Consider the following 25,988-nt stretch of genomic DNA (forward strand, 5'->3'; position numbering starts at 1 on the left):
CCGGGGAGAACGATGGCTATTTCGGACATCAAGGAGTACGCGCATCTCACCGAGGCCGACATCGAGGCGCTCGGTCGGGAGCTGGACGCGATCCGTCGCGACGTGGAGGAGTCGCGCGGCGAGCGTGACGCCCGGTATCTGCGCAACACCATCCGGTTGCAGCGGTCCCTGGAGGTCGGTGGCCGGGCCGTGCTGTTCGGCAGCCGCAAGCGCCCGCTGTGGCTGCTCGGTGCCGGCATGCTCGGCGTCTCGAAGATCATCGAGAACATGGAGCTCGGGCACAACGTGATGCACGGGCAGTGGGACTGGATGAACGACCCCGAGGTGCACTCCGCGAGCTGGGAGTGGGACGTCGTCGGGCCGTCCGCGCACTGGAAGCAGACCCACAACTACCTGCACCACAAGTACACCAACATCCTCGGCATGGACGACGATGTGGGATACGGCCTGCTGCGCGTCACCCGGGACCAGCGGTGGAAGCCGTTCAACGCCGGCAACCTGGCCTACAACACCCTGCTCGCGTTGTTCTTCGAGTTCGGCATCGCCGCCCAGCACGTCGAGCTCGGCAAGGTCGCGAAGGGGCGTGACGACCGCGAGGAGACCAAGCGGAAGCTGCGCGAGGTCGGCCAGAAGATGGGCAAGCAGCTCCTCAAGGACTACGTCCTGTTCCCGGCGCTCACGGGCAAGGCGTGGAAGTCGACGATGACGGCGAACCTGACGGCGAACATGATCCGCAACGTGTGGACCAACGCCGTGATCTTCTGCGGCCACTTTCCGGACGGCGCCGAGAAGTTCACCAAGGAGGACATCGACAAGGAGACGCAGGCCCAGTGGTACCTGCGCCAGATGCTCGGCAGCGCGAACATCTCCGGCGGCCGGGTGATGGACTTCATGACCGGCAACCTCAGCTACCAGATCGAGCACCACATCTTCCCGGACCTGCCGTCGAACCGGTACGCCGAGATCGCGGTGCGGGTGCGCGAGCTGTGCGACAAGTACGACCTGCCGTACACCACGGGTCCGTTGCTCGTGCAGTACGGGAAGTCGTGGCGCACCATCGCGAAGCTGTCGTTGCCGAACCAGTACCTGCGGGACACGGTCGACGACGCCCCGGAAACGGCCTCTGAACGTAAGTGGGAGGGCCGCGAGACGGTGCTCACCGTCGACCCGGGGACGGGGCGTGCGCGTGGTCTGCGGACCGCGATCCGCGAGACGAAGAAGCGGCGTGGACTGCGCAAGCTGCTGTCGAGCGCCTCGCCTCGCTCCTGAGCTTCGGGAGACCCGCGCCCGAGTTCTGGAAGACCCGCTCCGCTGGGGGCCCGCCGTTACGGTGGGCCCCCAGCGGTGTGTCGGGCCGCTACGCTTCGGTGGAGCCGACGATCGACGAGCCGAGGTTCGTCAGCGTGGCGAGGATGCTCTTGACGTCGCCGAAGATCGACGAGCCGGCCGTGAGGACTTCTTCGAAGCTACCCATCTGAATTTCTCCCTTTGTCTCGTGTCGGGCGAGTAGGTCTCGCCTGTGTCGTGACTTGAGCTGATTCGAATCAGATAGAGCTCGTACAGTGTAAACAGACCTGGTGGCGTGGTGCAGAACGACACTTTGTCGAGTCGCAACCGTGACCGCGCGCGCTACCACGCCTCGTTGGACGACAATGCGACCAGGAGCTGCCGGACGGCTCCGGCGCGGCGCGCGGCCTGCCCGTCGAGGCGGTCGAGGGCGCACTCGGGGTCGGCGGGCGGCCCGAGGTGCGTGCAGCCGCGCGGGCAGTCCTCGATCGCGGCGGCCAGGTCGGTGAACGCACCCATCACGTCGTCGGGGGAGATGTGCGCGAGACCGAAGGACCGGATGCCGGGGGTGTCGACCACCCAGCCGCGCGGCTCGTCGGCCGGCGCACCCGGGAGCACCGGCAGCGGCAGCGCGACCGACTGCGTGGAGGTGTGCCTGCCCTTGCCGACGCCGGACACCACGCCGGTGGCGCGATCCGCGTCGGGGACGAGGCGGTTGACCAGGGTGGACTTCCCGACGCCGGAATGGCCGATCAGGGCGGTGACCCGGCCGGCGAGGATCCGCTGCACCGCGTCGAGCGGTTCGGTGGTCCCGGCCAGCACGACCGGCACGTCGAGGTCCTCGAACGCGGCCGCGAACTCCCGATGGTCCGCGAGATCGCCCTTGGTCAGGCACAGGATCGGTGCGAGCCCGCCGACGTAGGCGGCGACGAGGGCCCGTTCGACGAACCCGGTGCGCGGCGGCGGGTCGGCGAGCGCGACGACGATCAGCAACTGGGAGGCGTTCGCGACGACGACCCGCTCGTACGGATCGGTGTCGTCGGCGGTGCGGCGCAGGACGGTGGTCCGGTCCTCGACGCGGACGATCCGCGCAAGGGTGTCGACGCGGCCGGAGACGTCGCCGACCACCCCGACGCGGTCGCCGACGACGATCGGGGTGCGGCCCAGTTCGCGGGCCCGCATCGCGACGACGGGACGGTCCGGGTCGCCGTCGAGCACACAGCCCCAGCGGCCGCGGTCCACCGACACCACCATCGCGGATTCGGCGGTCCGGTGCTCGGGCCGGTTCTTGGTGCGCGGCCGCGAGCCCTTGCCCGGGCGGATCCGGACGTCGGACTCGTCGTACCGGCGGGCGCTCAGGAGGGCGCCCCGATCTGGGTATCGGGGTGCGGCGCCATCAGCATTGCCGCCCACAGTTTTTCGAATCCCGGCAGGGTCTTCGCGGTGGTGCCGACGTCGTGAACGTCGACGTCGGCGGTGACCAGGCCGATGATCGCTCCGGCGGTCGCCATCCGGTGGTCCGCGTACGAGTGCCAGGTGCCGCCGTGCAGCGGTCGAGGCTCGATCCGCAGGCCGTCGGGCGTCTCGGTGACCGCGCCGCCGAGCGCGTTGATCTCCGCGGAGAGCGCTGCGAGCCGGTCGGTTTCGTGGCCGCGCAGGTGCGCGATGCCCCGCAGCGTCGACGGCGAGTCGGCGAGCGCGGCGAGTGCGGCGACCGTCGGCGTGAGCTCGCCGATGTCGTGCAGGTCGACGTCGATGCCGCGCAGGCGCGCCGGTCCGGTCACCGTCAGCAACGAATCTTCAAGGGCCACAGTCGCGCCCATGTCCGTGAGGATCCCGCGGATCGCGTCGCCCGGTTGGGTGGTGGTCGCCGGCCACAGCGGCACACTCACGGTGCCGCCGGTGACGGCCGCGGCGGCGAGGAACGGCGTCGCGTTCGACAGGTCGGGTTCGACGATCCAGTCCACCGCCGACACCGGCCCGGGCTCGACCCGCCAGGTCGCCGGCTGCCCGGCCTCCGGGGTGTGCACCCGGACACCGGTGCGGCGGAGCATCTCCACGGTCATGTCGATGTGCGGCATGGACGGCACCGACCCGCCGTCGTGGTGCACGGTGACGCCGCGGCCGAACCGCGCGGCCGACAGCAGCAACCCGGAGACGAACTGCGACGACCCGGACGCGTCGATCGTCACCTCGCCGCCGGGCACCCCGCCGCGACCGTCGACCGTGAACGGCAGGCCGTCGCCGTCGATCGTGACACCGAGTCCGCGCAGTGCCTCGAGGATCGTGGCGAGCGGCCGGGTGCGGGCCTGCTCGTCGCCGTCGAACGCGACCTCGCCGTCCGCGAGGGCGGCCACCGGAGGCAGGAAGCGCATCACGGTGCCGGCCAGACCGCAGTCGACCGCACCGCCGTGCATCGCGCCCGGCGTCACGCGCAGCGTCGTCGCGGATCCGTCGACCTCGTCGATCCCGACCCCGAGCGCACGCAGGCCGTCGATCATCAGATCGGCGTCGCGGCTGCGCAGCGCGCCGGTGACCGTGGACGGACCGTCCGCGAGTGCCGCGAGGATCAGGGCCCGGTTGGTGATCGACTTCGATCCGGGCAGGGTCACGGTGGCGTGCACGGGCGATTCGGCGACGGGCGCTCTCCACAGACTCACGTGCACCATCTTCCCGCATCGTGGCCGGTGCCGGTGCACGGGCACACGCGTCGGTGGGCGGGCACACAATGGTGGGCATGTGCGGCAGATACGCGACCACGGTCGACCCGGCCCTGCTGGCCGTCGAACTCGATGCGATCGACGAGACGGCCTCGGCCCCACCCCAGCCGACGGAGCGGTACAACGTCGCGCCCACCGACCCGGTGCTGGCGGTGGTCGCACGTCACGACCGCGCGCACCCGACGGATCCGCCGACGCGGCGGATCCGCCGGATGCGCTGGGGCCTGGTGCCGCCGTGGACCAAGGCCGGCGAGGGCGGCGCGCCGGCGCGGTCCGCGCCGCTGTTCAACGCCCGTGCCGACACCGCCGCCACCAAGCCGGCGTTCCGGGCCGCGGTGAAGACGAAGCGGGCCCTGGTGCCGATGGACGGCTGGTACGAGTGGACCGCCGAACCGACCGCGGGCGGGAAGGTCGTGAAGGTTCCGCACTTCATGACCCCGCGCGACGGGTCCCGGCTGTTCATGGCCGGGCTGTGGTCGGTGTGGCACGACCCGGCGTCCCGGCCCGACGCCTCGGAACCGCTGCTCAGCTGCACGATCCTGACGACCGACGCGGTCGGGGAGCTGGCGTCGGTGCACGACCGGATGCCGCTGATCCTCACGCCGGAGCACTGGGACCGCTGGCTGGACCCGGACGCCGACGTCCCGGCCGACCTGCTCGCCGGGGTCGACGAGCAGACCGCCGCGGGCATCGAGATCCGGCTGGTCTCCGACCGGGTGAACAGCGTGCGCAACGACGGACCCGACCTGGTCACGCCTGCGGCCCCGCCCGGGTCCGCGGTCGGGGAGCAGATCACCCTGCTCTGACCCCGCCTCGGGTTCCCCGATGTGACATCGGGGAACCCGAAGGCGGGGTCCGAACCGGGTCAGTGGGCGGCGGCGGTCAGGCCGCTGACCTCCGCGACCAGTTCCAGCGAGCGGAGCCACGCCGCGCGCTCGGTGGCGGCCGAGACGACCATCAGCTCGTCGGCGCCGGTGCGGTCGGTGAACGCGTCCAGGTGGTCGCGCACCTGGCGCGGTGTGCCGACGGCGGTGTGCTCGAGCATCCGCAGCACCTGCTGTCCTGCGGGAGACGTCAGCACCAGGTCCAACTCGTCCGGGGTGAACGTTCGCCCGCGACCGACGAACAGCGCGACCCGTTTGCGCTGCGTCGCGGTGAACAGCCGTTGTGCTTCGTCCTCGGTGTCGGCGGCGATCACGTTCATCGCCGCGATCACGTACGGCTCCGCGAGCTGGGCGGACGGCCGGAACTCGCGGCGGTAGATCGCGATCGCGTCGTCGAGGGCGTTCGGTGCGAAGTGCGACGCGAATGCGTACGGCAGGCCGAGCAGCGCGGCGAGCTTCGCGCCGAACAGCGACGAGCCGAGGATGTACAGCGGCACGTCGGTGCCCTTGCCCGGGGTCGCCTCGATGCCGGGGACGCGGGACGGGCCGGTCAGGTAGCCCTGCAGTTCGAGCACGTCCTGGGGGAACGACTCCGCGGACGACGGGTCGCGGCGCAGCGCCCGCAGGGTCTGCTGGTCGCTGCCGGGGGCGCGGCCGAGGCCGAGGTCGATGCGGCCCGGGTGCAGCTCGGCGAGGGTGCCGAACTGTTCCGCGATCGTCAGCGGCGAATGGTTGGGCAGCATCACACCGCCCGACCCGAGACGGATGGTCTCGGTGTTCGCGGCGACGTGCGCGATCAGCACGCTCGTCGCCGACGACGCGATGGACGGCATGTTGTGGTGCTCGGCGTACCAGATGCGGGTGTATCCCTGCCGTTCCGCCGCCTGTGCCATCTGCACGCTCGCCCGGAAACTGTCTCGGGCGGTCTCGCCCGAACCGATCTGGGCCAGGTCGAGGATGGAGAGGGGGACGGTCACGAGGGCACCCGCTTTCGTACACAGACAGAATTCGTTGCCCTGTGCAACGGTCCGCGGGTGTGGGGTATTCCGGCCCGCTCAGCCGGCGGTGATCGGAGCGAGCACGGCGCCGGTGAGCCGCACCAGGTCGCTCGGGTCGAGGTCGATCTCGAGTCCGCGGCGGCCGGCACTGCACAGCACCCGATCCCAGTCCGTCGCCGACGAGTCGATCACCGTCGGCAGCTTCTTGCGTTGTCCGAGCGGGGAGATCCCGCCGAGCACGTAGCCGGTGGCGCGCTGCGCCTCGGTCTGGTCCGCCATCACCGCCTTGCCCGACCCCAGCGCCGCGGCTGCCGCCTTCAGCGAGAGCTTCTCCGGAACCGGAAGCACCGCGACCGCGAGCTTCCCGTCGGACGTCTTGATCACCAGCGTCTTGAAGATCTGCGCGGCCTGCACGCCGAGCTCGCCGGCGAGCGCGTCGACGGCCTCGTCGCCGTAGGAGGCGCTGGCCGGATCGTGGTCGTAGCTGTGCACCCGGTGCTCGACCTTCGCCTTGACCAGGGCCTGTGTCGCGGGAGTTGCGGAGCCTGCCATGTCCCGAAACTGTAGATCGGCGACCGGTGGCGGTGCGCGTCGGGAACAGCGGCCGTGGATTGTGCGTTGCACCGAGCACGTCGGTCCCACTCGAAAGGAGTCGCCCGTGCCGGTGCAATGCCTGGAGCGTCCCACCGAACGCAGTTTCGGGGACGCGGTGGCGGTAGCCTTGATCTCTGACGCGAGCGAAGGGATCAGCGTGCCCCACGACCGGACCGAGCAACCCGACATCGAGCCGACCGTCGACTCCCCGGCGAACGAGGCCCCGGAATCCGCAGCCCCCGAATCCGAGGCCGAGCTGACGCGGCGTTTCGAACGGGACGCCCTGCCGCTGCTGGACCAGCTGTACGGCGCGGCGCTGCGGATGACCCGCAACCCGGCGGACGCCGAGGACCTCGTGCAGGAGACGTTCGTCAAGGCGTACTCCGCGTTCCGTTCCTTCAAGGAGGGGACGAACCTCAAGGCGTGGCTGTACCGGATCCTGACGAACACGTACATCAACTCGTACCGCAAGAAGCAGCGGCAGCCCGCGCAGTACCCGACGGACGAGATCACCGACTGGCAGCTCGCCGCCACCGCCGAGCACACCTCGCAGGGCCTGCGGTCCGCGGAGGTCGAGGCGCTGGACGCATTGCCGGACGACGACATCAAGAACGCCCTGCAGGAGTTGCCGGAGGAGTTCCGGATGGCGGTGTACTACGCCGACGTCGAGGGCTTCCCGTACAAGGAGATCGCCGAGATCATGGGCACCCCGATCGGGACCGTGATGTCGCGCCTGCACCGAGGCCGCAAGCAGCTCCGCGGTCTGCTCGCCGATGTGGCCAGGGAACGAGGATTCAACCGGAGCGGCGCCGTCGGGTCCGCCGTGGGGCACGAGCAGGAGGCTTCGCGGTGAGCGAGCAGAACGAATTCGAGCAGCTCGACTGCTCCGCCGTGATCGCCGACGTGTGGCTGATGCTCGACAACGAGTGCGACGACCGCACCCGGGCCCGGCTGCAGCGGCACATGGAGGACTGCGGCTCCTGCTTCGAGGCGTACGGCATCGAGGCGAAGGTCAAGTCGCTGCTCGCCCGCAAGTGCGGCGGCGAGCACGCCCCGGACAGCCTCCGGCAGCGGCTGCGGATCCAGCTGAGCCAGACCACGATCATCACCCGGGTCGACCCGGGGCTGTGATCGACCGTCGCGGGAGCCGACCCGCGGCGTGAGGCCGGGACACGGATGTGTCCCGGCCTCACGTGTGCCCGGAGGCGTGCATGCCCCCGATCGGGCGGTTTCCGCGGAAGTCGGGTGGATCGCGTGCGGGCGGTGGGGCCGCGGGCGAATGCGAAAGATGGTTGTGTTGTACGGTTCTGGGCTTCGGATGCGCTCGTGACTCGGGGCCGGGGAGCTCGCGACGTCCCGGATACGCGACAGGGCCGGACACCCTTCGGTGTCCGGCCCTGTGCGGCTTCGCCTACGCGCTCAGGCGTTGGGACGCTTGCCGTGGTTGGCGGCGTTGCCCTTGCGGCTGCGCTTCTTGCGACCACGCTTACCCATGGTTGTCTCCCTTCTGTCCGATCTCGTTCGGGGACATTCTTCCACGTGTGGTTGGCTGTACTTTCACTGGCAGGTCTAGACAAGTGAGGTGCTCGATGGCCGAGGACGTGCGCGCCGAGATGGTCTCCACCGTCTTCCAGGTGGTTGTGTCCGCCGGGGACGTGGTCAAGGAGGGTGACACGCTCGTCATCCTGGAGTCGATGAAGATGGAGATCCCGGTGATCGCGGAGATCGACGGCACCGTCGCCTCGGTCGACGTGTCGGTGGGCGACGTCATTCAGCAGGGCGACCTGATCGCCGTCATCTCCTGATCCGACCGCCCGATGTCGACGCTGAGCGATCTGCTCGCCGAGCACACCGACCTGCCCGGCGACGCCGTCGACCACCTGCAGCGTGTGGTCGGGGAGTGGCAGCTGCTGGCGGACCTGTCGTTCGCCGACGTCCTGCTGTGGGTGCCGACCGACGCCGGCGGACCCGACCCGGACGCAGACACCCGCCTGGTGTGCGTCGCCCAGTGCCGGCCGACGACCGCCCCGACGGCGTTCGCGGAGGACGCGGTCGGCTGGGTGGCCTCGGAGGTCGAGCATCCGCACGTGCAGCAGGCGCTCGCGGAGTGGCGGATCGTGCGGGTTCCGGACGGTCGGTCCGGCAACGGGTCCCCGGTCCGCCGGGAGGCCATTCCGGTGCGCTGCAGCGGGGACGTCATCGCGGTCCTGAGCCGCGACACGAACCCGACCCAGCAGCGGCAGTCCAGCCCGCTGGAGGTCGCGTACCTGGACTGTGCGGGCGAGCTGTGCCAGATGATCAGCGAGGGCACATTCCCGACCCCGGAGGAGCACAGCGAGATCCTGTCGAGCCCGCGGGCGGGCGACGGCTTCATCCGGCTCGATCCGGACGGCACCGTCGTGTACGCGAGCCCGAACGCGCTGTCGGCGTATCACCGGATGGGACTGACCACGACCACGCTGACCGGCAGTGACCTGGCATCGGTGACGAGGACGCTGGTCACCGATCCGTTCGCCGCGCAGGACGTCGCCGCCGACATCCGGGCCGCGCTGGCCGGGAAGGCCGGCAAGCGGATGGAGGTCGAGGCGCGCGGCGCGATCGTGTTGCTCCGCACCCTGGTGCTGCGCCCGGGTGGCCAGTCGGCGGGCGCGGTGGTGCTGATCCGGGACGTCACCGAGGTCAAGCGACGGGACCGGGCACTGCTCAGCAAGGACGCGACGATCCGGGAGATCCATCACCGGGTGAAGAACAACCTGCAAACCGTGGCCGCGCTGCTGCGGTTGCAGGCCCGGCGCACCCAGCACGACGAGGCGCGGCAGGCGTTGACCGAGTCGGTGCGGCGGGTCACGTCGATCGCGCTCGTCCACGACATCCTGTCGATGTCGGTGGACGAGGAGGTCAACCTCGACGAGCTCGTGGACCGGCTGGTGCCGATCATGGCCGACGTCGCGGTGGTCAACAGCGCCGTGCAGATCCGCCGCGAGGGCAGTTTCGGGGTGTTCCCCGCCGAGCGGGCGACCCCGCTGGTGATGGTGCTGACCGAACTCGTGCAGAACGCCATCGAGCACGGCTACGAGGGGGGCCAGAGCGGGACGGTGACGCTGCAGGCCACGCGGTCGGCGCGGTGGCTGGACGTCGTGATCCACGACGACGGGCGCGGGCTGCCGGAGGGATTCAGCCTGGAGCGTTCGGACAGTCTCGGCCTGCAGATCGTGCGGACACTGGTGTCGGCGGAACTGAACGGGTCGCTCGGCCTGCACCCCGCCGAGGACGGCGGCGTCGACGCGGCGTTGCGGATCCCGTTGGGGCGTCGGGCTCCGGCCCGGTTGTGACGGGACGTCCTCTGCGGTCTGGGCGCGACACCGCGAAAACGTGTGAGGCCCGGCACCTTTCGGTGCCGGGCCTCACACGTGGAAGTGTGTACTAGACCGCGCTGCGGGCCCGGGTGCGCGCGTTCCGACGCTTGAGCGCGCGACGCTCGTCCTCGCTCATGCCGCCCCAGACGCCCGCGTCCTGGCCGGACTCGAGGGCCCACGACAGGCAGTCGGCGGTCACGGGGCAGCGGTTGCACACCAGCTTGGCGTCCGCGATCTGGGCGATGGCCGGCCCGCTGTTGCCCACAGGGAAGAACAACTCCGGGTCCTCGTCCCGACAGATTGCCTTGTGGCGCCAGTCCATCCTTCTGCTCCTTTACCGGGTGCGAATCGCACCGTGTCGTCTCCGGTGCGATTCGCACCGATTCGTGTCGCGTCGTTCATGCGCGGGGAGGCGTGTGTTTCCGCGCTGTTGCTTGTGAATGCTTTCACGAACACGCAGGAAGTCAATAGAAATTGGCCCTTCCGTGGGGTAACTCACTCTTTCCGGAAAGCCGATGTGGTCTGCATTACTTTGTACCCCGCTGACGGCGGTTTTGCACTATGGGGTACAGTTCTCGTCCGAAACTTTCCCGTCGGAGGGCGGTCGACGGCGGCGTCCCGCGCCGCGCCGGCGGCGCGTGCTCGGGTCGTTCAGCCCAGCCTCGGGGCCACCACCGTCAGTGCATTCGGGACCGCGACAAACTCGACGTCGGTGCGCTTGCCGATGTAGTCCCCGTCCAGCTGCAGCCCGATGGGTGCGCTCGACCTGACGTGCACGCGCGGAGTGTCGTCTACACGAAAGAGCTTGCGCGCCTTCGGATTCGATCCGGGAGTCAGGAGCTGGCGGACCACCGGCAGGCTGGCCGCGACGCCCATCGTGCGCATCGCGAAGACGCCGAGTCCGGTGTCGAAACCGGTCTCCGGGTTCACCGCGATCGGCCGGTCGTCGAGGTACGTCCACGGGCTCGAGTTCGACACGAACGCGTAGTGCACCCCTTCCACCGGATCGTGGCCGGGAATCTCGACGGTCAGTTTCGGTTCCAGGCGGCGGTTGCGGAAGAACGCGCGGATCGACGTGCGCACGTAGCGCGACGGGGTCGCGGAGTGGCCCTTGGCGCGGGCCAGGTCGATCGCCTCGCAGACCTGCGCGTCCAGTCCCATCCCGGCGTTGAACGTGAACCAGCGCCCGTCGCAGTGCGCGAGCCCGATCCGGCGCCGCTCCCGCAGCTCCAGCAGCTCGATCAACTGGTTCGTCGCCACCACGGGGTCCGGGCTGATCCCGAGCGACCGGGCGAAGACGTTGGCCGAGCCGCCCGGCAGCACCGCGAGGGGCGGGACCGGTCCGATCTGCATCGCACTCATCGACCCCGGCTCCGGGGCGCCCAGCAGGCCGTTGACGACCTCGTTGACGGTGCCGTCGCCGCCGTGCACGACGATCAGTCCGATGCCCTCCAGGGGCGCCCGCCGCGCCAGTTCGGCGGCGTGCCCGCGGTGAGTCGTCGTCACGACGCGCAGCGGGACCCGACTCTCCAACGCGTGGGCCAGCAGGTCGCGGGCAGCGGGGGTGGTCGAGGTCGCGTTCGGGTTGACGATCAGCAGCGCACGCACGGGTGGTCAGCCTAGACGGTGCGCGGTGGGCCGGGAGTTCCCGTCGACCCCGGTACGGCGTTCTATAGGCTGGCGCCGTGTCCGACTCGCCCGCACCCCAGCCCGTTCCCGCCACGGTTCGATGGGCGGGTGGGCTCGTCGCGTTCGAAGGCGCCGTCGCCGTCGTCGTCGCCGTCGTCCTGGTGATCCGCGGGTTGCTCGGTCACGACCAGGATGCCGCCAACCCGTACGGCACGGCGGCGTGGTTCGTGATCCTCGGTGGCGCGGTCCTCGCCGCCGGGCTGGCGCTGCTGTGGGGGCGTCGCTGGGGCCGGGCGATCGCGGTCGTGGCGCAGTTGCTGCTCCTGCCGGTCGTGTGGGCGCTGCTCACCGACTCGCATCAGCCCGTCCTCGGTGTGACGTTCGCGGTGGTCGTCGTGCCGGCGCTGGTGTGCCTGTTCTCCGCGCCGACCTCGCGCTGGATGGCGCAGGAGTACGGCGGCCGCGCGCCCGGCGAGCAGTGACCGGCCGCGGTCAGACCGTCGCCGCCAGTGCGGCGAGCGCGTCGCCGCTGAGCCGGTAGCCGGTCCACTCGTCCTGCGCGTCCGCCCCGAGCGACTCGTAGAAGTCGATGGACGGGGTGTTCCACTTCAGCACCGACCACGTCAGCCGGGTGTACCCGCTGTCGGTGCACTCCCGGGCCAGCGTCGCGAGCAGTGCCTTGCCGTACCCGCGCCCCCGGAACCGCGGCTGTACATACAGGTCCTCGAGATGGATCCCGTGCACCCCGTCCCAGGTGGAGAAGTTCCGGAACCACAGGGCCGTGCCGACGACGGCGCCGTCCTCCTCGGCCACGTGACCGAACACCGCCGGGTTCGCGCCGAACAGGGCCGCGGTCAGCTGTGACTCGGTGACCGTGCACTCGTGGCGGGCCCGCTCGTACTCGGCGAGCTCGTACACGAGTCCGGTGACGGCGGCGACGTCCGCGGGGGCGACCCGGCGAATCATGCTGTTCCTCTTTCGTTTCCGTGTCGACGGTCAGTGGTGGTTGTGGGTGACGATCTGCCGGACGCCGCGCTCGTAGCCGAGGACGGTGATCGCACCCGGGGCCATCGCGAACCGCCGGCCCTCGACCAGCGGAAGTCCGGCCCAGCGGGCGATCAGGGCACGGGAGAAGTGGCCGTGCCCGACGAGGACGACGTCGCGGCGGGGGAGGTGGGATTCGGCGATCGACAGCACCATGTCCGCGCGGGACTCCACGGTGTCGGCCTCCTCCCCGCCCGGGCACGGGTGCGTCCACACCGACCAGTGCGGCACCTGCTGCCGGATCTCGGGGGTCGTCCGTCCCTCGTAGTCGCCGTAGTCCCATTCGACGAGTGCGTCCCAGGTGCGGGCGGCCAACGCGGCCAGTTCGGCGGTGCGCAGCGACCGCAGGCGCGGGCTGCACAGGACCTCCGGATCCCGCAGCCCCAGCGCCGTGATCCGGTCGCCCGCGACCGCGGCCTGCTGCGCGCCTGCGCCGGCGAGGGGGACGTCGGTGCGTCCCGTGTGGCGGCCCGCGGCCGACCACTCGGTCACGCCGTGCCGGAGCAGCACGATGCGGGCGGTGTCGGGAATGTCGGTCTCGTCGGTGGGCACTCACGAATCATCTCAGGCCGCGCACTCGCCAGCGCGCCCCGAGTGCGCAAAGATCACTGCCGTGACAACTGTGCTCGCGGTGGCGAATCAAAAGGGTGGGGTCGCGAAGACCACGACGGTGGCGTCGCTGGCCGCGGCGCTGGCGGGGCTGGGACGCAAGGTGCTCGTCGTGGACCTGGATCCGCAGGGGTGTCTGACGTTCTCGCTGGGCCACAACCCGGACCGTCTCGAATCGTCGGTTCACGAGGTGCTCACCGGGCAGTCGTCGATCCGCGACGTCGTCCTCGACACCGAGGAGGGGATCTCGCTGGTCCCGGCGACGATCGACCTCGCGGGTGCGGAGGCGGTGCTGCTGATGCGGCCGGGGCGCGAGTTCACGCTCAAGCGGGCGATCGCGACACTGGGAGACGACTTCGACGTGGTGCTCGTCGACTGCCCCCCGTCGCTCGGGGTGCTCACCCTCAACGGGCTGACCGCCGCCGACGCGGTGCTGGTCCCGCTGCAGTGCGAGACGCTCGCGCACCGCGGGGTCGGGCAGCTGCTGCGCACCGTCTCGGAGGTGCAGCAGATCACCAACCCCGACCTGACGCTGCTCGGTGCGCTGCCCACGCTGTACGACTCCCGCACCACGCACAGCCGGGACGTGCTGGCCGACGTCGCGGATCGCTACGGCCTGCCGGTCCTGGCGCCGCCGATCCCGCGCACGGTGCGGTTCGCGGAGGCCAGTGCGTCCGGGGCGACGGTCCTCGCGGGCCGCACGAACAAGGGGGCCCAGGCCTACCGCGAGCTCGCGGAAAACCTTGTCGCGCACTGGGACGAGGGTCGGGAGCTGCGCAGCTTCGCTGCCTGTGAGTGAATGTCACCCCGGGCGGGTGACATTCACTCCCGGGCGCGTCAGCGCAGCGCGACGAGTTCGTCGCCGCGCTGCTCGAGGAGCACGGAGCCGAGCGCGACCGACGTGACCGGACGGCCGCCGGCCGCGGGGGTCGCGGTGCCGGACCGGTCGACCGCGATGCGACGGACCTCGGCGCCGGTGGCCGGGTCGACCACGACGACACCGCCGTCGACCGGGACCAGGAACTGCCCGGCCATCGGGGTGCCCGGGCCCAGCGCCCCGTCGATCGACCATCCTGGTGTGAAATCCGTTGTGCGCAACGAGATCACACGAGATCCGGTCCACCAGGACAGGAACGATCCGGCGCGCGTGACGACGGTGGTCGGGGCGACGTCGGCCGGTGCCGGATGCCGCGCCACCTCGTTCGCGGTGCCGTCGAAGACGGCGACCACCGGACCCGACGTCCGGGTGGCCGGCACGTAGACGGCGGTGCGTTCCCCGGACACCGCGAGCACACGCGCCCCGGACCCGGCCCGGCCGGCCTCGTCGAGCACCCGGGACCCGTACTCCTGCGGCGCCGAGTTGTCCTTCGGGGCGGGGTTGAGCACGCTGAGCCGGACCGCGGCCTCGTCCGGGCACGACTCCAGCACCGAGACCCGGCTGCTGCTCGACGCGGACGACAGCAGCGTGCACCCGGTCCGCGGCTGCGCGCCCGGGTTCACCGGCGCGTCGACGCGACCGAACTCGAGCGTGCGCACCAGGTCCGAGCGCCACAGTTCCATCCGGGTGTCGCCGAGCGAGGTGAGGTACGTACCGTCCTCCGACAGCGTCACCGGGTTGTCGGCGTCGCTCGACCGCTGGGCCTTCCGGACACCGGTGGACCCGTCGAGCTGGGTGACCTGGCCGCAGCCGCGGTCGTCCGGGTAGACCGCGACCGCGGTGTTCCACGCCCCGATCACCCCGCACAGCGCCCGGTCCCGACGGTACGTCCACAGGGCTTCGCCGGTCCGCGGATCGCGGCCGGTGACGGTGTCGTCGTTCGCGGTGACCGCGGCGCCGCCGGCGGACACCGGGGCCCGGGAGGCGTCGCTGTCGGCCCGCCACGCCTCGGTGAGGGTGTCGGGGACCGCCGTCGCCGACTCGGCCGGGGTGGCGGGGTGGGTGGCCGTCACCGACTCGGTGCTGCGGGCATCGCCGGTCAGCCAGATCACCCCGGCCGCCACCAGCACCGCGACCGCGATCGCGCACGCGGCCAGGACGTCGGCGCGGGTGCGCCGCTCGGGTGCGAGCACGGTGGCCGGATTACTCGGCCGAGGGCGCGGCCGCGGACTCCGGGGTGCCCGCGCCCGTGGACGGGCGACGGCGACGACGCCGGCGGCGTGCCGGGGCGGCCTCGCCGGACGGCGACGACGGCTCCGGGGCGACGGTCTCCGAGGAGGTGTCGGTCGGGGCGGTGGTCGCGGCGTCCGCAGCCCGGCCGCCGCGGGTGCGCTTGCGGGTGCGGGTCCGGCGGGGACGATCCGAGGTTTCGTCACCCTCGGTCGAAACCTGCTGTGCGCGTTCCGGCTTCGGACGCCGGATGGTGCCCTTCGCGTTCTCGGGGATGTTCAGGTCCGCGTACAGGTGCTCGGAGCTCGAGTAGGTCTCGATCGGCTCCGGCACCCCGAGGTCGAGGGCCTTGTCGATCATCTGCCAGCGCGGCACGTCGTCCCAGTCGACGAGGGTGACGGCGGTGCCGGTGCGGCCGGCGCGGCCGGTCCGGCCGATCCGGTGCACATAGGTCTTCTCGTCCTCCGGGCACTGGTAGTTGACGACGTGGGTGACGTCGTCGATGTCGATGCCGCGGGCCGCGACGTCGGTCGCGACGAGCACGTCCACCTTGCCGGTGCGGAACGCCTTGAGCGCCTTCTCCCGGGCGATCTGCCCGAGGTCGCCGTGCACGGCGCCGACGGAGAACCCGCGCTCGCTCAGGTCGTCCGCGACCTTCTGGGCGGTCCGCTTCGTGCGGGTGAAGATCATCGTCGCGCCGCGCCCCTCCGCCTGCAGCACCCGGGCGACCAGCTCGGCCTTGTCCAGGGCGTGGGCCCGGTAGATGTGCTGGGTGGTGCGGTCGTGCACCGCGGACGACTCCGGCTCCTCGGCGCGGATGTGCGTCGGCCGGGTCAGGAACGTGCGGGCCAGGGTGATGATCGGGCCCGGCATCGTGGCCGAGAAGAGCATGGTCTGGCGGGCGTCGGGGACCATCCCCAGGATGCGTTCGATGTCGGGCAGGAAGCCGAGGTCGAGCATCTCGTCGGCTTCGTCGAGCACCAGCACCCCGACCTTGCCGAGGATCAGGTGGCCCTGCTTCGCGAGGTCGAGCAGGCGGCCCGGGGTGCCGACGATGACGTCGACGCCCTTCTGCAGGGCCTCGATCTGGGTCTCGTAGGGGCGGCCGCCGTAGATCGAGAGGACCTCGAGCCGGTCGCGGGTGCCGCCCGGCAGGTACTTGCTCGCGTTGACCAGGTCCTCGGTGACCTGGATGCACAGCTCGCGGGTCGGCACGATCACCAGCGCCCGCGGGGTGCCGTCGAGCGGCGTCGTGCCGGAGTCGGCGGTGGTGACCCGGTGCAGCAGCGGCACCCCGAAGCCGAACGTCTTGCCCATGCCCGTCCGCGCCTGACCGATCAGGTCGTCGCCTGCCAGCGCCAGCGGGAGCGTGAGCTCCTGGATCGCGAACGTGCGGTCGATGCCGATGTCGGACAGGGCCCGGACGATCTCGTCACGGACGCCGAGTTCGGCGAAGGTGGGGGCGGTGTGGGTGTCGTCGAGCTGGGCGGACAGGGTGGTCTCGCTCGCATCGTCTTCGTGGTCGATCGTGATCTTGCTCAGTGGTCTGGCCTTCCTCGTCGGCACGCGCGCACGAGCTGGGCCAGGCCGCCGGGCGGAACCCGGTGTCCGGCACTGGGCGGTGCCCAATGTCCGACTCTCGTCGGTGCCCTCGTCCGCCAGCCGCGGTTCCTGCTGCCGGGCGCGGAGAATTCGGATCTCGGCGCGGCGCGGGAACGGACCTGTGGATCAGGTGCGCGCACAATTTCGGTGGACCGCCGCAACCGTTCGACGAGTCCGATCGGTCGGATTGTCGGGCGGCGCCCCGTAACCATGGTAACCGCAGCTGCCGACTTCGCAGGTGAGCGTACGGGTGAGGAGTGGTGTCCGTCTCATCTGGTGCGCCCGGAAGGATCCGTCGCACAGGTCCTAGGCTGTCCCGCATGGGTGCCAATTCCGCCGATTCGCTGTCCCCCGTCGTCGCCGCCGATCACCCGGGTGTGAGTGAGCTGTTCGCCGTGCTGGCGTGCGGCGAGATCTCCGCCTTCTACCGCCTCGCCGACGACGCCCGCATGTCGCCGACGATGGCCGGCCGGGTCGCGCTGGCCCGGATGGCGGGGGCCGAGATGCGACATTTCGAGAGGCTCGAATCCGCGCTCACGGATCGCGGCCTCGACGTGTACGACGCGATGGCCCCGTTCGTCACCCCGCTCGACGACTACCACGCCTCCACCCACCCGTCGACGTGGCTCGAGTCGCTGGTCAAGGCGTATGTCGGGGACGGCATCGCCGCCGACTTCTATCTGGAGATCGCCGGTCGGCTCGACCCGTCCGTCGGGGCGGTCGTGCGGGAGGTGCTCGCCGAGACCGGGCACTCCGAGTTCGTCGTCCACGAGGTCAGTGCGGCCGTGCAGGCGAGCACGAAGGAGAAGGACCGCCTGATGCTGTGGGGCCGGCGGCTGCTCGGGGAGGCGATCACCCAGTCCCAGTACGTGATGGCACAGCGGGAGGCACTGACCGACCTGGTGCTCACCGCGAGCGGCGACCTCAACGGCGTCGCGGCCCTGTTCGACCGGATGCAGCAGCGGCACGCCGAGCGGATGGCCGTGCTCGGCCTCGTCTGACCGGACCCGGTCGGTCCGGCACCGCGGCGGCGGCGGCCGTGTTCGCTCTCAGCACACGCCGGGTGCGGGTGTCGCGGCAGGCGGCTGCACTAGCCTGGCACCAGAAGTGATGGCACGAGAGACCGGAGGTTGGCCGTGGAGGTCAAGATCGGCATTTCTGACAGCCCGCGCGAGCTGATCCTGAGCAGTGCGCAGACCCCGGACGAGGTGACCGAGCTCGTCTCCGCGGCGATCGGCGGCGACGCGTCCGGTGTGCTCGCCCTCACCGACGACAAGGGGCGCAAGTTCCTGATCCAGGCGTCGAAGGTCGCGTACGTGGAGATCGGTCAGCCGGACAGCCGCAAGGTCGGCTTCGCGAGCTGACGCCACCGCAGCCGGAACGGCGAAACGGGGCGCGGAGTGATCCGCGCCCCGTTTCTCTGTCTCGTCTCGATGTTCCGTGCTCTCGGCGTGGTCGCGGGCCGCGCCCGCCGGGAGCGGCCGGGTCAGGGCTGCAGGGGAACGTGCGACAGGCCGCCCCAGGCCAGTGCGACGGTGGTGTCCACCGCCTCCTCCTTGGGGATCGGCCGGTTCGCCTGCAGCCAGTACCGGGCGGTGAACTGACTGGTGCCGACCAGGCCGACCGCGAGGATGCGGGCCCGGTACGGGTCGAGGCCGGAATCGTGGGCGACGAGGTCGAACACGGCGTCCACGCACGCCTCGGTCGCGCGGTCGACGCGGGCGAGCACCTGCGGGTCGCCCATCAGGTCCGACTCGAACACCAGTCGGTACCCCTGGCTGTCGTTGTCGACGAAGTCGAAGAACGCCTGCACCGCGGCGCGGACCCGCTGCCGGTTGTCGGTGGTCGACCGCAGGGCCTGACGGACCCCGGAGATCAGGCTGTCGACATAGCTCTGCAGCACCGCGAGGTACAGGTCGAGCTTGCCGGGGAAGTGCTGGTACAGGACGGGCTTGCTGACGCCGGCGCACTCGGCGATCTCGTCCATGCCCGCGGCGTGGTAGCCGCGGCTGACGAACACCTCGCTGGCGGCTTGCAGCAGTTGAAGGCGCCGTGCGTCCCGGGGCAGCCGGGTGCTGCGCTTGGCGCCCTGCCGGCCGGAGGTCGTTGCGGAGCGATCCGCCAGGTCAGTCATTTGTGCTCCCAATCTGCGTCTTCACAATCCGTGCCTCGTGCTGCGTGGGTGAGGAGGCTCACGGCACCGGGTGCACAAAGTGATCGAACAGTACCGGACCGGTGTCCGGACATCCGCGAATTCACGAATGCTTTCCCTTCGAGTATTCCAGGTCACTGTGACGGCGGTGTGTCCAGTGCACATCACGACGTTCCGGCGCAGGTCGCGGCGCTGTCGGGCCTGGTACCGGCGTGCCCGGGTGGGCGGTGCTGCCATCTGTGAGACCCTGGTCGGGTGATCGATCGAGGCGGACCGCGCCCCAGCGTTGGACACCCGCTGGGGGCCGAAGAGGATCGCACCGACGACGCCGGGCACCCGGACACCGCAGCGGAGAGCTCCGTCCGGACGGACGACCGCCGCGCCGGATCGCACCAGCCGCTGCGGGCGTCGTGGGATCCGATCGGCGACAGCACCCGCCGGCCGCGCAGTCCGCGACCCGACCGTCAGGTGCGCAAGCAGAGCCGGCTCGGCCGGTTCGTCGCCACCTACGGCTGGCGGGCCTACGCGATACCGGTCCTGATCGTGGTCACGATCCTCGTCGTCGTCGACGCGGTGCGCGGCGGTCCGTCCGAGTCCGGGGCGTACGGCGACCCGGGCTTCGGGACCCGCAGCACCAGCACCGACGGCACCGGCGTGATCGGGGTCCCGCCCCAGGGTGACGGCAACTACGCCGCATCGGTGCCCTCCGGGGCCCTGCCGGACGGCGGACCGTTCACCGCCACCGGCGCCGGCGTCTGGCGGGTGGTCCCCGGGGCCGGTCCGAAGGTCGGGCAGGGCACCGAGCAGGTGTTCACCTACACCGTCGAGGTGGAGAACGGCGTCGACACGTCCGGCTTCGGCGGCGACGAGTCGTTCGCGCGGATGGTCGACCAGACTCTCGCCAACCCGAAGAGCTGGACTCACGACCCGCGATTCGCGTTCCAGCGTGTCGACTCCGGCGACCCGACGTTCCGGATCTCGCTGACCTCCCAGATGACGATCCGCGACGCCTGTGGCTACGACATCCAGTTGGAGGTCTCCTGCTACAACCCGGGCATCGACCGGGTGGTCCTCAACGAGCCGCGCTGGGTGCGTGGCGCCGTCGCCTACCAGGGTGACATCGGCTCCTACCGGCAGTACCAGATCAACCACGAGGTCGGGCACGCGATCGGTTACCAGCAGCACCAGCCGTGCGAGGCCGACGGCGGGCTGGCGCCGGTGATGATGCAGCAGACATTCGGGACCGCGAACAACGACATCGCCAAACTCGACCCGGAAGGGGTCGTGCCGATGGACGGCAAGGCCTGCCGGTTCAACCCCTGGCCGTACCCGCGGGCCTGAGCGGGGTGCGCGGTCGGCCGGGCCTCGGGCCCGGCGCGCCGCAGGGGACAATGGATGCCATGTCCGCTCCCACGTCAGCCTCCGCACCGCTGGGCCCGCTGCCGCCGCTGGTCGACCCCGCCGCCGAACTCAGCCGCGAGGAGGTGGCGCGCTACAGCCGCCACCTGATCATCCCGAACGTCGGCGTCACCGGGCAGAAGCGGATCAAGAATGCGAAGGTCCTGGTGATCGGCGCCGGCGGCCTCGGGTCGCCGACGCTGCTGTACCTCGCGGCGGCCGGCGTCGGGACCATCGGCATCGTCGAGTTCGACGAGGTCGAGGAGTCGAACCTGCAGCGGCAGGTGATCCACGGTCGCTCCGATGTCGGCCGGCCGAAGGCGCACAGCGCGCGTGAGAAGATCCTCGAGATCAACGACCGGGTCGACGTGCGGCTGCACGAGCTGCGCCTCGACAACACCAACGCGGTCGAGCTGTTCGCGCAGTACGACCTGATCCTCGACGGCACCGACAACTTCGCCACCCGCTACCTCGTCAACGACGCCGCGATCCTCGCGGGCAAGCCCTACGTGTGGGGGTCGATCTACCGGTTCGAGGGCCAGGTGTCGGTGTTCTGGGAGGCCGCTCCGGACGGCCGCGGGCTGAACTACCGCGACCTGTACCCGGAGGCGCCGCCGCCGGGCATGGTGCCGTCGTGCGCCGAGGGCGGTGTGCTCGGGGTGCTGTGCGCGTCGATCGGGTCGATCATGGCGACCGAGGCGATCAAGCTGATCACCGGGATCGGGGAGTCCCTGCTGGGCCGGTTGATGATCTACGACGCGCTCGCGATGACCTACCGGACGGTCCGGCTGCGCCGCGACCCGGGCCGGGTGCCGGTCACCGAGCTGGTCGACTACGACGCGTTCTGCGGGGTGGTGTCCGACGAGGCCCGGGCCGCCGCGTCCGGGGCGACGCTGACCGCCCCCGAGTTGGCCGAGCTGATCGACGCGGGCAAGGACATCGCCCTGATCGACGTCCGCGAGCCCGTCGAGTGGGACATCGTGCACCTGCCGGGCGCGACGCTGATACCGAAGGACCGCATCCTCTCCGGTGAGGCCCTCGCCGAGTTGCCGCAGGATCGCCCGATCACGCTCTACTGCAAGACCGGCATCCGGTCCGCCGAGGTGCTCGCCGCGCTCGAGCGGGCCGGATTCGCCGACGCGACCCATCTGCAGGGCGGCATCGTCGCGTGGGCTCACCAGGTGGACCCGAGCATGCCCACCTACTAGCGGCACGCACAGGGCGCGTCAGCGCCGGTGAGAGGGCATACCGGCGGTAGGTTTGGGTGCGTGAGCTCTGTCGAACCTCCCTCCCATGTGCGGTCCACCTTCGGCCTGCGCGAGACGACGCCCGTCCCGCTCGGCCCGGACTGGGAGGGGGGCTGGCGCTGCGACGACGTCGTGCTGTCGCCGGTGGCCGATCATGCGCGCGCGGCCTGGTCCGCGAAGGTGCGCGAGACCCTCGACCCCGACGGTGTGCGGCTGGCGCGTCCGGTCCGCGCGACCGACGGGCGCTACGTCGTGTCCGGCTGGCGCGCCGACACCTTCATCGACGGCACACCCGAGCCGCGGCACGACGAGGTGGTCTCGTTGTCGCTGCGGCTGCACGCCGCGACCACGGCACTGGAGCGGCCACGATTCCTGGTGCAGCCGCCGGTGCCGCCGTGGCAGGACGTCGACGTGTTCGTGGCCGCCGACCGGGCGGCGTGGGAGCAGGTGCCGTTGCGGGGAGTGAAGGGGCAGTTCGAGCCGACCTCCGCGGACGGTCGCACGAGCATCGAGCTGATCGGGCAGCTGGCGACGTTGCGCAAGCCGGTGCTCAGCCCCGACCAGTTGGTGCACGGCGACCTGTTCGGCACCGTGCTGTTCTCCGGGTCGGAGGCGCCGGGCATCACGGACATCACCCCGTACTGGCGGCCGGCCGCCTGGGCGGCGGGCGTGGTCGTCGTCGACGCGCTGTCCTGGGGCGGGGCGGACGAGGAGCTGATCGGGCGGTGGGAGGACCTGCCCGAGTGGCCGCAGATGTTGTTGCGCGCGTTGATGTTCCGGCTCGCTGTGCACGCACTGCACCCACGGTCCACCGCGGAGGCGCTGCCCGGGCTGGTGCGCACGGCCGACCTGATCCGGCTGATGCTCTGACCCGGACCCGCTCCGGGTTCGGTCATCACCGAGTCCCGGAGCGAGGGTGCGGCACCGCAGGTGCCGGCTGCGCGCCGGCCGTCGTCCGCTTTCGGCCGTCCGGTGCGGCTGCGGGATCTCGTCGACGTTGATGCCGACCATCGCCTCACCGAGACCGCGGGAGACCTTCGCGACGAGGAGCTTCGCGACAGGGGTCTGATGCTCCGACGGTGGGGCCGGAGCGGCACCGTCACTCGCCACCCGATGATGCGCACCGTCGAACACCGCACCCCCGAGGGCGGACCGCCGTTCGCGGACGCGGCACTGCCGCCGGCACCGAGTCCGCTCATCCCCGCGCCCCCGAGCCCCCGAGCCCCCGGCCTTCGAGCCGGGGGCTCGTTGCGTTCCCCCGGCTCGGCGCGTGCCGACGGAATGCAATCACGTTCTAATCATGAGCGAGACTCCTGCTTGACATTTGCCGTTGCCTGGCTACTGTCAACTACAGGATAATAGAACACGGTTTCACATCGAGTCGTCGATCAGGAGTGTCCATCGTGACGAACGAAACGCCCTACATCCTCATCTCCGCGGACAGCCACGCCGGCGCCGATCACGCGACCTACCGCAGCTACCTCGAGTCCGCGTGGCACGAGGAGTTCGACGCCTGGCGCGGAAGATACAAGAACCCCTATCGAGACCTCGTCGACGACGGCCGAACACGCAACTGGGACAACGAACGTCGACTGCGTGAGACGCAGCGGGACGGCACGGTCGGCGAGGTGCTCTTCCCCAACACCGTGCCGCCGTTCTTCCCCAGTGCCGCCGTCCTGGCCGGCCCCCCGCGGGCCGAGGACTTCGAGAAGCGCCTCGCCGGCATCCGCGCCCACAACCGCTGGCTCGTCGACTTCTGCAACGACGCTCCCGCGCGGCGCGCCGGCGTCGCGCAGGTGTTCCTCAACGACGTCGACGAGGCGATCAAGGACGTGGAGTGGATCAAGGAGAACGGCCTGCGAGGCGGCATCCTGCTGCCGAACCTCGCACCCGACGTCACGTGGGTCAAGCCGCTGTACGACCCCGGGTACGACCGACTCTGGAAGGTCTGCGAGGACCTCGGCGTCCCGGTGAACAGCCACGCCGGGACCGGTCTGCCGGACTACGGCCGCTACCCGACCGCGTCGCTGCTCTACATCAACGAGGTCGGCTTCTACTCGATGCGCCCGCTGGTGCAGATGATTCTCTCGGGCGTCTTCGAGCGGTTCCCGAAGCTCAGGTTCGCGGTGTCCGAGCAGGGCTGCGCGTGGGCACCGGACCTGATGCGCCAGCTCGACACGGTGGACCTGCGCGTCAAGCGCACCGGTCGGATCGGTGAGCTGTTCTACAGCGAGGACGAGCAGCTGCCGCTGCGCCCGAGCGAGTACTTCCGGCGCAACGTCTGGGTCGGCGCCACGATGCCGTCGGCGCAGGACATGGCGTCGCGCGACACCCTCGGCGACGGCAAGTTCATGTGGGGCAGCGACTACCCGCACAACGAGGGCACCTACCCGTTCACCCGCGAGTGCGTCCGTCAGGTCATGCACGATGTGGACGAGGCCGAGCTGCGAAAGCTCTTCGCGGAGAACGCCGCCGAACTCTACGACTTCGACCTGGACGCGCTGGCCCCGCTGGCCGCGAAGTACGGTCCGACGCCGTCCGAGGTCGCACAGCCTCTCACCGAGCTGCCCGACAACCCCAACGACGTCCTGCTGCGCGACTCCTTCGCCAGGCAGCTCGAGGCGGAGCTCGGCGCGTGACGGGCCGCCTGCAGGGCCGTCGGGCGATCGTGACCGGGGCGAGTCGCGGGATCGGTGCGGGCATCGCGCAGCGTCTCGCCGCGGAGGGTGCCGCGGTCGCGATCGTCGCGCGGACGGTCGACGAGCCCGACCGAGGCTTCGACGGCACGCTGGCCGAGACCGCCGAGGTGATCCGCTCGGCCGGCGGCACGGCCGCGATCGTGCCTGCCGCGCTCGAGGATCCCGAGTCCCGAGGCCGCGTCGTCGCGGAGGCCGAGCGTCTGCTCGGTGGCCCGATCGACATCCTCGTCAACAACGCCGCGGCCGCGATCTTCCAGCCGCTGCGCGACTACCCGTCCAGGCGCGCGCACCTGACGTTCGAAGTGAACGTGCATGCGCCGCTGGACCTTGCGCAGCGGGTGATTCCCGGGATGCGCGAACGGGGCGAGGGCTGGATCGTCAACATCACCAGCGGCACCGCGCGGATCCGGTCCGTCGAACCCTTGCCCGCGGGCGAGACCGACCTGGACGCGGGCATCCACGGCACGACGCTCTACGGCATGAGCAAGGCCGCGCAGGACCGGATGACGGCCGGTCTCGCGGCCGAACTGAACGGCACCGGCATCCGGGTCAACGCGGTGCGCCCACGCTCGGCCGTCGCGACGGCCGGTGCGTTGTCGGTCGCGTCGAATCTGGTCGAGTCCCGGTGGTTCGTGCCGGAATCGCTCGAGGAGATGGTCGAGGCGGTGACGTGGCTGTGCGACGCCGCACCGCACCACACCGGCCACATCGAGGCGAGCCTGGACATCCTCGAACGTGAGAAGGTCACGGTCCACGGTCTCGACGGCAGGCCGATCGCGAAGGAGCAGAACGCATGACGCCATACGACGGCATCCCGATCGTCGACACGCACATCGGTTTCCGCGAGGCCGGGTACGACGAGTACGCCTTCATCACACGCCAGACGAAGGATCGCGAGAGCCGCGACGAGTTCAGCATGCCCGCGCAGTACATGTTCACGGGCGTGCCGGACCTCGCGACCGACGACCCGATCTCGGTGACCCTGCACGAGATGGACAAGCACGGCATCGAGATCGGCATGGTCAGCATGGCCAAGGAGTCCGGCCAGCGGGCGGTTCGGGCGTTTCCGGACCGGTTCGTGCCGCAGGGCTCCGCGGTGGATCCCAACGACATCATGGGAACCCTGAACCGGATGACCCGCGAGTACGAGGAGTTCGGCATCCGCTCGGTCAGCTCGTTCGCGGCGGGCACGTTCCCGCAGGTGGCGCTCAACGCGCCGCAGATGTACCCGATCTACGCCAAGTGCGTCGAGTTGGACATCCCGATCTTCGCGTGCGCCGGGATCGCCGGGCCTCGCGTCAAATCGTCGGTCCAGCACGTCGAACTGATCGACGACGTGATGTTCGACTTCCCGGACCTGGTGTTCGTCACCCGGCACGGGTGCGAGCCGTGGGAGGAACTGGCCGTCAAGCTGATGCTCAAGTGGCCGAACCTGTACTACTCGACGTCGGCGTTCGCGCCCAAGCACTACCCGAAGGCGATCGTCGACTACGCGAACACCCGTGGTGCCGACAAGATCATCTATGCGGGCTACTTCCCGGCCGGGTTGACCCTCGACCGGATCTTCACCGACATGCCGCACGTGCCGTTCAAGGACGAGGTGTGGCCCAAGTTCCTGCACGAGAACGCCCGTAGGGTGCTCAAACTGAAAGGTTGATTCGG

Annotated in this window: 28 protein-coding genes and 1 pseudogene; 16 read left to right on the plus strand and 13 right to left on the minus strand. The window is 70.6% G+C overall.

Annotation, left to right across the window (positions count from 1 at the left end; all coding sequences use genetic code 11):
- Positions 1-12 precede the first annotated feature (12 nt).
- Positions 13-1,269 carry a fatty acid desaturase family protein gene (locus ABD951_RS03390; RefSeq protein WP_345342137.1) on the plus strand — a complete coding sequence of 419 codons (1,257 nt, stop codon included), beginning with the start codon at positions 13-15 and terminating at the stop codon, positions 1,267-1,269.
- Between the two features lie 360 nt (positions 1,270-1,629).
- Here the strand turns inward: ABD951_RS03390 and rsgA are convergent, their stop codons facing one another.
- Both rsgA and aroA read right to left on the minus strand, forming a co-directional pair.
- Positions 1,630-2,646 (minus strand): ribosome small subunit-dependent GTPase A, encoded by a 1,017-nt coding sequence (rsgA, locus tag ABD951_RS03395; RefSeq protein WP_345342233.1) that lies wholly within the window; start codon positions 2,644-2,646, stop codon positions 1,630-1,632.
- A complete protein-coding gene (gene aroA, locus ABD951_RS03400; RefSeq protein WP_345342139.1) occupies positions 2,643-3,956 on the minus strand; it encodes a 3-phosphoshikimate 1-carboxyvinyltransferase in 1,314 nt (437 codons plus the stop codon). Before aroA ends, rsgA begins: the two co-directional genes overlap by 4 nt.
- A 68-nt stretch (positions 3,957-4,024) precedes the next feature.
- Here aroA and ABD951_RS03405 point away from each other — a divergent pair, with 68 nt between their 5' ends.
- The gene (locus tag ABD951_RS03405; RefSeq protein WP_345342141.1) at positions 4,025-4,813 is read left to right on the plus strand and encodes an SOS response-associated peptidase; all 789 of its coding nucleotides are present in this window, start codon (positions 4,025-4,027) and stop codon (positions 4,811-4,813) included.
- Positions 4,814-4,872: 59 nt separating this feature from the next.
- On the opposite strand, the gene ABD951_RS03410 is transcribed toward ABD951_RS03405, so the two are convergent.
- Together ABD951_RS03410 and ybaK are read right to left on the minus strand one after the other, a co-directional pair.
- Complete coding sequence (locus tag ABD951_RS03410; RefSeq protein ID WP_345342143.1) at positions 4,873-5,868, minus strand: LLM class flavin-dependent oxidoreductase; 996 nt, start codon at positions 5,866-5,868, stop codon at positions 4,873-4,875.
- Between the two features lie 78 nt (positions 5,869-5,946).
- The gene (gene ybaK / locus ABD951_RS03415) at positions 5,947-6,441 is read right to left on the minus strand and encodes a Cys-tRNA(Pro) deacylase (protein ID WP_345342145.1); all 495 of its coding nucleotides are present in this window, start codon (positions 6,439-6,441) and stop codon (positions 5,947-5,949) included.
- A gap of 229 nt (positions 6,442-6,670) precedes the next feature.
- Here ybaK and ABD951_RS03420 point away from each other — a divergent pair, with 229 nt between their 5' ends.
- On the plus strand, positions 6,671-7,336 hold the full coding sequence (locus tag ABD951_RS03420; RefSeq protein ID WP_345342235.1) for a sigma-70 family RNA polymerase sigma factor: 666 nt from the start codon (positions 6,671-6,673) through the stop codon (positions 7,334-7,336).
- Positions 7,333-7,614, plus strand: coding sequence for a mycothiol system anti-sigma-R factor (rsrA, locus tag ABD951_RS03425; protein WP_345342147.1), 282 nt, complete (start codon positions 7,333-7,335; stop codon positions 7,612-7,614). The genes ABD951_RS03420 and rsrA overlap by 4 nt, the downstream gene beginning before the upstream one ends.
- Before the next feature lie 288 nt (positions 7,615-7,902).
- On the opposite strand, the gene ABD951_RS28615 is transcribed toward rsrA, so the two are convergent.
- Positions 7,903-7,977, minus strand: a complete 75-nt coding sequence (locus ABD951_RS28615) for a 50S ribosomal protein bL37 (protein ID WP_022597109.1) — start codon at positions 7,975-7,977, stop codon at positions 7,903-7,905.
- A 95-nt stretch (positions 7,978-8,072) separates the two neighbouring features.
- On the opposite strand from ABD951_RS28615, the gene ABD951_RS03430 reads away from it, so the two are divergent.
- Together ABD951_RS03430 and ABD951_RS03435 are read left to right on the plus strand one after the other, a co-directional pair.
- A complete protein-coding gene (locus ABD951_RS03430; protein ID WP_345342149.1) occupies positions 8,073-8,288 on the plus strand; it encodes a biotin/lipoyl-binding carrier protein in 216 nt (71 codons plus the stop codon).
- A 12-nt stretch (positions 8,289-8,300) separates the two neighbouring features.
- Positions 8,301-9,815 (plus strand): sensor histidine kinase, encoded by a 1,515-nt coding sequence (locus ABD951_RS03435; protein ID WP_345342151.1) that lies wholly within the window; start codon positions 8,301-8,303, stop codon positions 9,813-9,815.
- Between the two features lie 91 nt (positions 9,816-9,906).
- Here the strand turns inward: ABD951_RS03435 and ABD951_RS03440 are convergent, their stop codons facing one another.
- Positions 9,907-10,161, minus strand: coding sequence for a WhiB family transcriptional regulator (locus ABD951_RS03440; protein ID WP_007537924.1), 255 nt, complete (start codon positions 10,159-10,161; stop codon positions 9,907-9,909).
- 329 nt (positions 10,162-10,490) lie between these two features.
- Positions 10,491-11,447, minus strand: coding sequence for a diacylglycerol/lipid kinase family protein (locus ABD951_RS03445; protein ID WP_345342176.1), 957 nt, complete (start codon positions 11,445-11,447; stop codon positions 10,491-10,493).
- Between the two features lie 77 nt (positions 11,448-11,524).
- Here ABD951_RS03445 and ABD951_RS03450 point away from each other — a divergent pair, with 77 nt between their 5' ends.
- Positions 11,525-11,950 (plus strand): hypothetical protein, encoded by a 426-nt coding sequence (locus ABD951_RS03450; RefSeq protein WP_345342179.1) that lies wholly within the window; start codon positions 11,525-11,527, stop codon positions 11,948-11,950.
- Positions 11,951-11,960: 10 nt separating this feature from the next.
- Here the strand turns inward: ABD951_RS03450 and ABD951_RS03455 are convergent, their stop codons facing one another.
- Positions 11,961-12,434, minus strand: a complete 474-nt coding sequence (locus tag ABD951_RS03455) for a GNAT family N-acetyltransferase (RefSeq protein WP_345342181.1) — start codon at positions 12,432-12,434, stop codon at positions 11,961-11,963.
- 30 nt (positions 12,435-12,464) lie between these two features.
- Positions 12,465-13,064, minus strand: a complete 600-nt coding sequence (locus ABD951_RS03460; RefSeq protein ID WP_345342183.1) for an acid phosphatase — start codon at positions 13,062-13,064, stop codon at positions 12,465-12,467.
- A 61-nt stretch (positions 13,065-13,125) separates the two neighbouring features.
- On the opposite strand from ABD951_RS03460, the gene ABD951_RS03465 reads away from it, so the two are divergent.
- Positions 13,126-13,920 carry a ParA family protein gene (locus ABD951_RS03465; RefSeq protein WP_345342185.1) on the plus strand — a complete coding sequence of 265 codons (795 nt, stop codon included), beginning with the start codon at positions 13,126-13,128 and terminating at the stop codon, positions 13,918-13,920.
- Positions 13,921-13,958: 38 nt separating this feature from the next.
- On the opposite strand, the gene ABD951_RS03470 is transcribed toward ABD951_RS03465, so the two are convergent.
- On the minus strand, positions 13,959-15,191 hold the full coding sequence (locus ABD951_RS03470) for an Rv3212 family protein (RefSeq protein ID WP_345342187.1): 1,233 nt from the start codon (positions 15,189-15,191) through the stop codon (positions 13,959-13,961).
- 10 nt (positions 15,192-15,201) lie between these two features.
- Positions 15,202-16,794: a DEAD/DEAH box helicase gene (locus tag ABD951_RS03475; protein WP_345342189.1), complete on the minus strand. Its 1,593-nt coding sequence runs from the start codon at positions 16,792-16,794 to the stop codon at positions 15,202-15,204.
- 356 nt (positions 16,795-17,150) lie between these two features.
- Between ABD951_RS03475 and ABD951_RS03480 the strand changes: the two genes are divergently transcribed.
- Both ABD951_RS03480 and ABD951_RS03485 read left to right on the plus strand, forming a co-directional pair.
- Complete coding sequence (locus tag ABD951_RS03480) at positions 17,151-17,831, plus strand: ferritin-like fold-containing protein (RefSeq protein ID WP_345342191.1); 681 nt, start codon at positions 17,151-17,153, stop codon at positions 17,829-17,831.
- Between the two features lie 135 nt (positions 17,832-17,966).
- On the plus strand, positions 17,967-18,194 hold the full coding sequence (locus ABD951_RS03485) for a DUF3107 domain-containing protein (protein ID WP_345342193.1): 228 nt from the start codon (positions 17,967-17,969) through the stop codon (positions 18,192-18,194).
- Positions 18,195-18,316: 122 nt separating this feature from the next.
- On the opposite strand, the gene fasR is transcribed toward ABD951_RS03485, so the two are convergent.
- A complete protein-coding gene (fasR, locus tag ABD951_RS03490; protein ID WP_345342195.1) occupies positions 18,317-18,964 on the minus strand; it encodes an HTH-type transcriptional activator FasR in 648 nt (215 codons plus the stop codon).
- A 417-nt stretch (positions 18,965-19,381) separates the two neighbouring features.
- On the opposite strand from fasR, the gene ABD951_RS03495 reads away from it, so the two are divergent.
- Genes ABD951_RS03495 through ABD951_RS03505 form a run of 3 tightly spaced genes read left to right on the plus strand, consistent with a single transcriptional unit; the run spans position 19,382 to position 22,497 of the window.
- Positions 19,382-20,323 (plus strand): DUF3152 domain-containing protein, encoded by a 942-nt coding sequence (locus tag ABD951_RS03495; RefSeq protein WP_345342237.1) that lies wholly within the window; start codon positions 19,382-19,384, stop codon positions 20,321-20,323.
- Positions 20,324-20,382: 59 nt separating this feature from the next.
- Entirely contained in the window at positions 20,383-21,588 is a 1,206-nt protein-coding gene (gene moeZ, locus ABD951_RS03500) for an adenylyltransferase/sulfurtransferase MoeZ (RefSeq protein WP_345342196.1), read from the plus strand.
- 60 nt (positions 21,589-21,648) lie between these two features.
- Entirely contained in the window at positions 21,649-22,497 is an 849-nt protein-coding gene (locus ABD951_RS03505; protein ID WP_345342197.1) for a TIGR02569 family protein, read from the plus strand.
- Between the two features lie 84 nt (positions 22,498-22,581).
- Here ABD951_RS03505 and ABD951_RS03510 read toward each other — a convergent pair.
- Positions 22,582-22,674, minus strand: a pseudogene (locus ABD951_RS03510) (pyridoxal 5'-phosphate synthase lyase subunit PdxS); the annotation flags it as partial.
- A gap of 356 nt (positions 22,675-23,030) precedes the next feature.
- On the opposite strand from ABD951_RS03510, the gene ABD951_RS03515 reads away from it, so the two are divergent.
- From ABD951_RS03515 to ABD951_RS03525, 3 genes are read left to right on the plus strand one after another with little or no spacing between them, the layout of a single operon-like run.
- On the plus strand, positions 23,031-24,266 hold the full coding sequence (locus ABD951_RS03515) for an amidohydrolase family protein (protein ID WP_345342199.1): 1,236 nt from the start codon (positions 23,031-23,033) through the stop codon (positions 24,264-24,266).
- A complete protein-coding gene (locus tag ABD951_RS03520; RefSeq protein ID WP_345342201.1) occupies positions 24,263-25,123 on the plus strand; it encodes an SDR family NAD(P)-dependent oxidoreductase in 861 nt (286 codons plus the stop codon). The genes ABD951_RS03515 and ABD951_RS03520 overlap by 4 nt, the downstream gene beginning before the upstream one ends.
- Entirely contained in the window at positions 25,120-25,983 is an 864-nt protein-coding gene (locus tag ABD951_RS03525; protein WP_345342203.1) for an amidohydrolase family protein, read from the plus strand. Before ABD951_RS03520 ends, ABD951_RS03525 begins: the two co-directional genes overlap by 4 nt.
- The last annotated feature ends 5 nt before the right edge of the window (positions 25,984-25,988 follow it).

Origin of the sequence: Rhodococcus olei, assembly GCF_039540555.1 — a bacterium.
Taxonomy (GTDB): domain Bacteria; phylum Actinomycetota; class Actinomycetes; order Mycobacteriales; family Mycobacteriaceae; genus Rhodococcus_G; species Rhodococcus_G olei.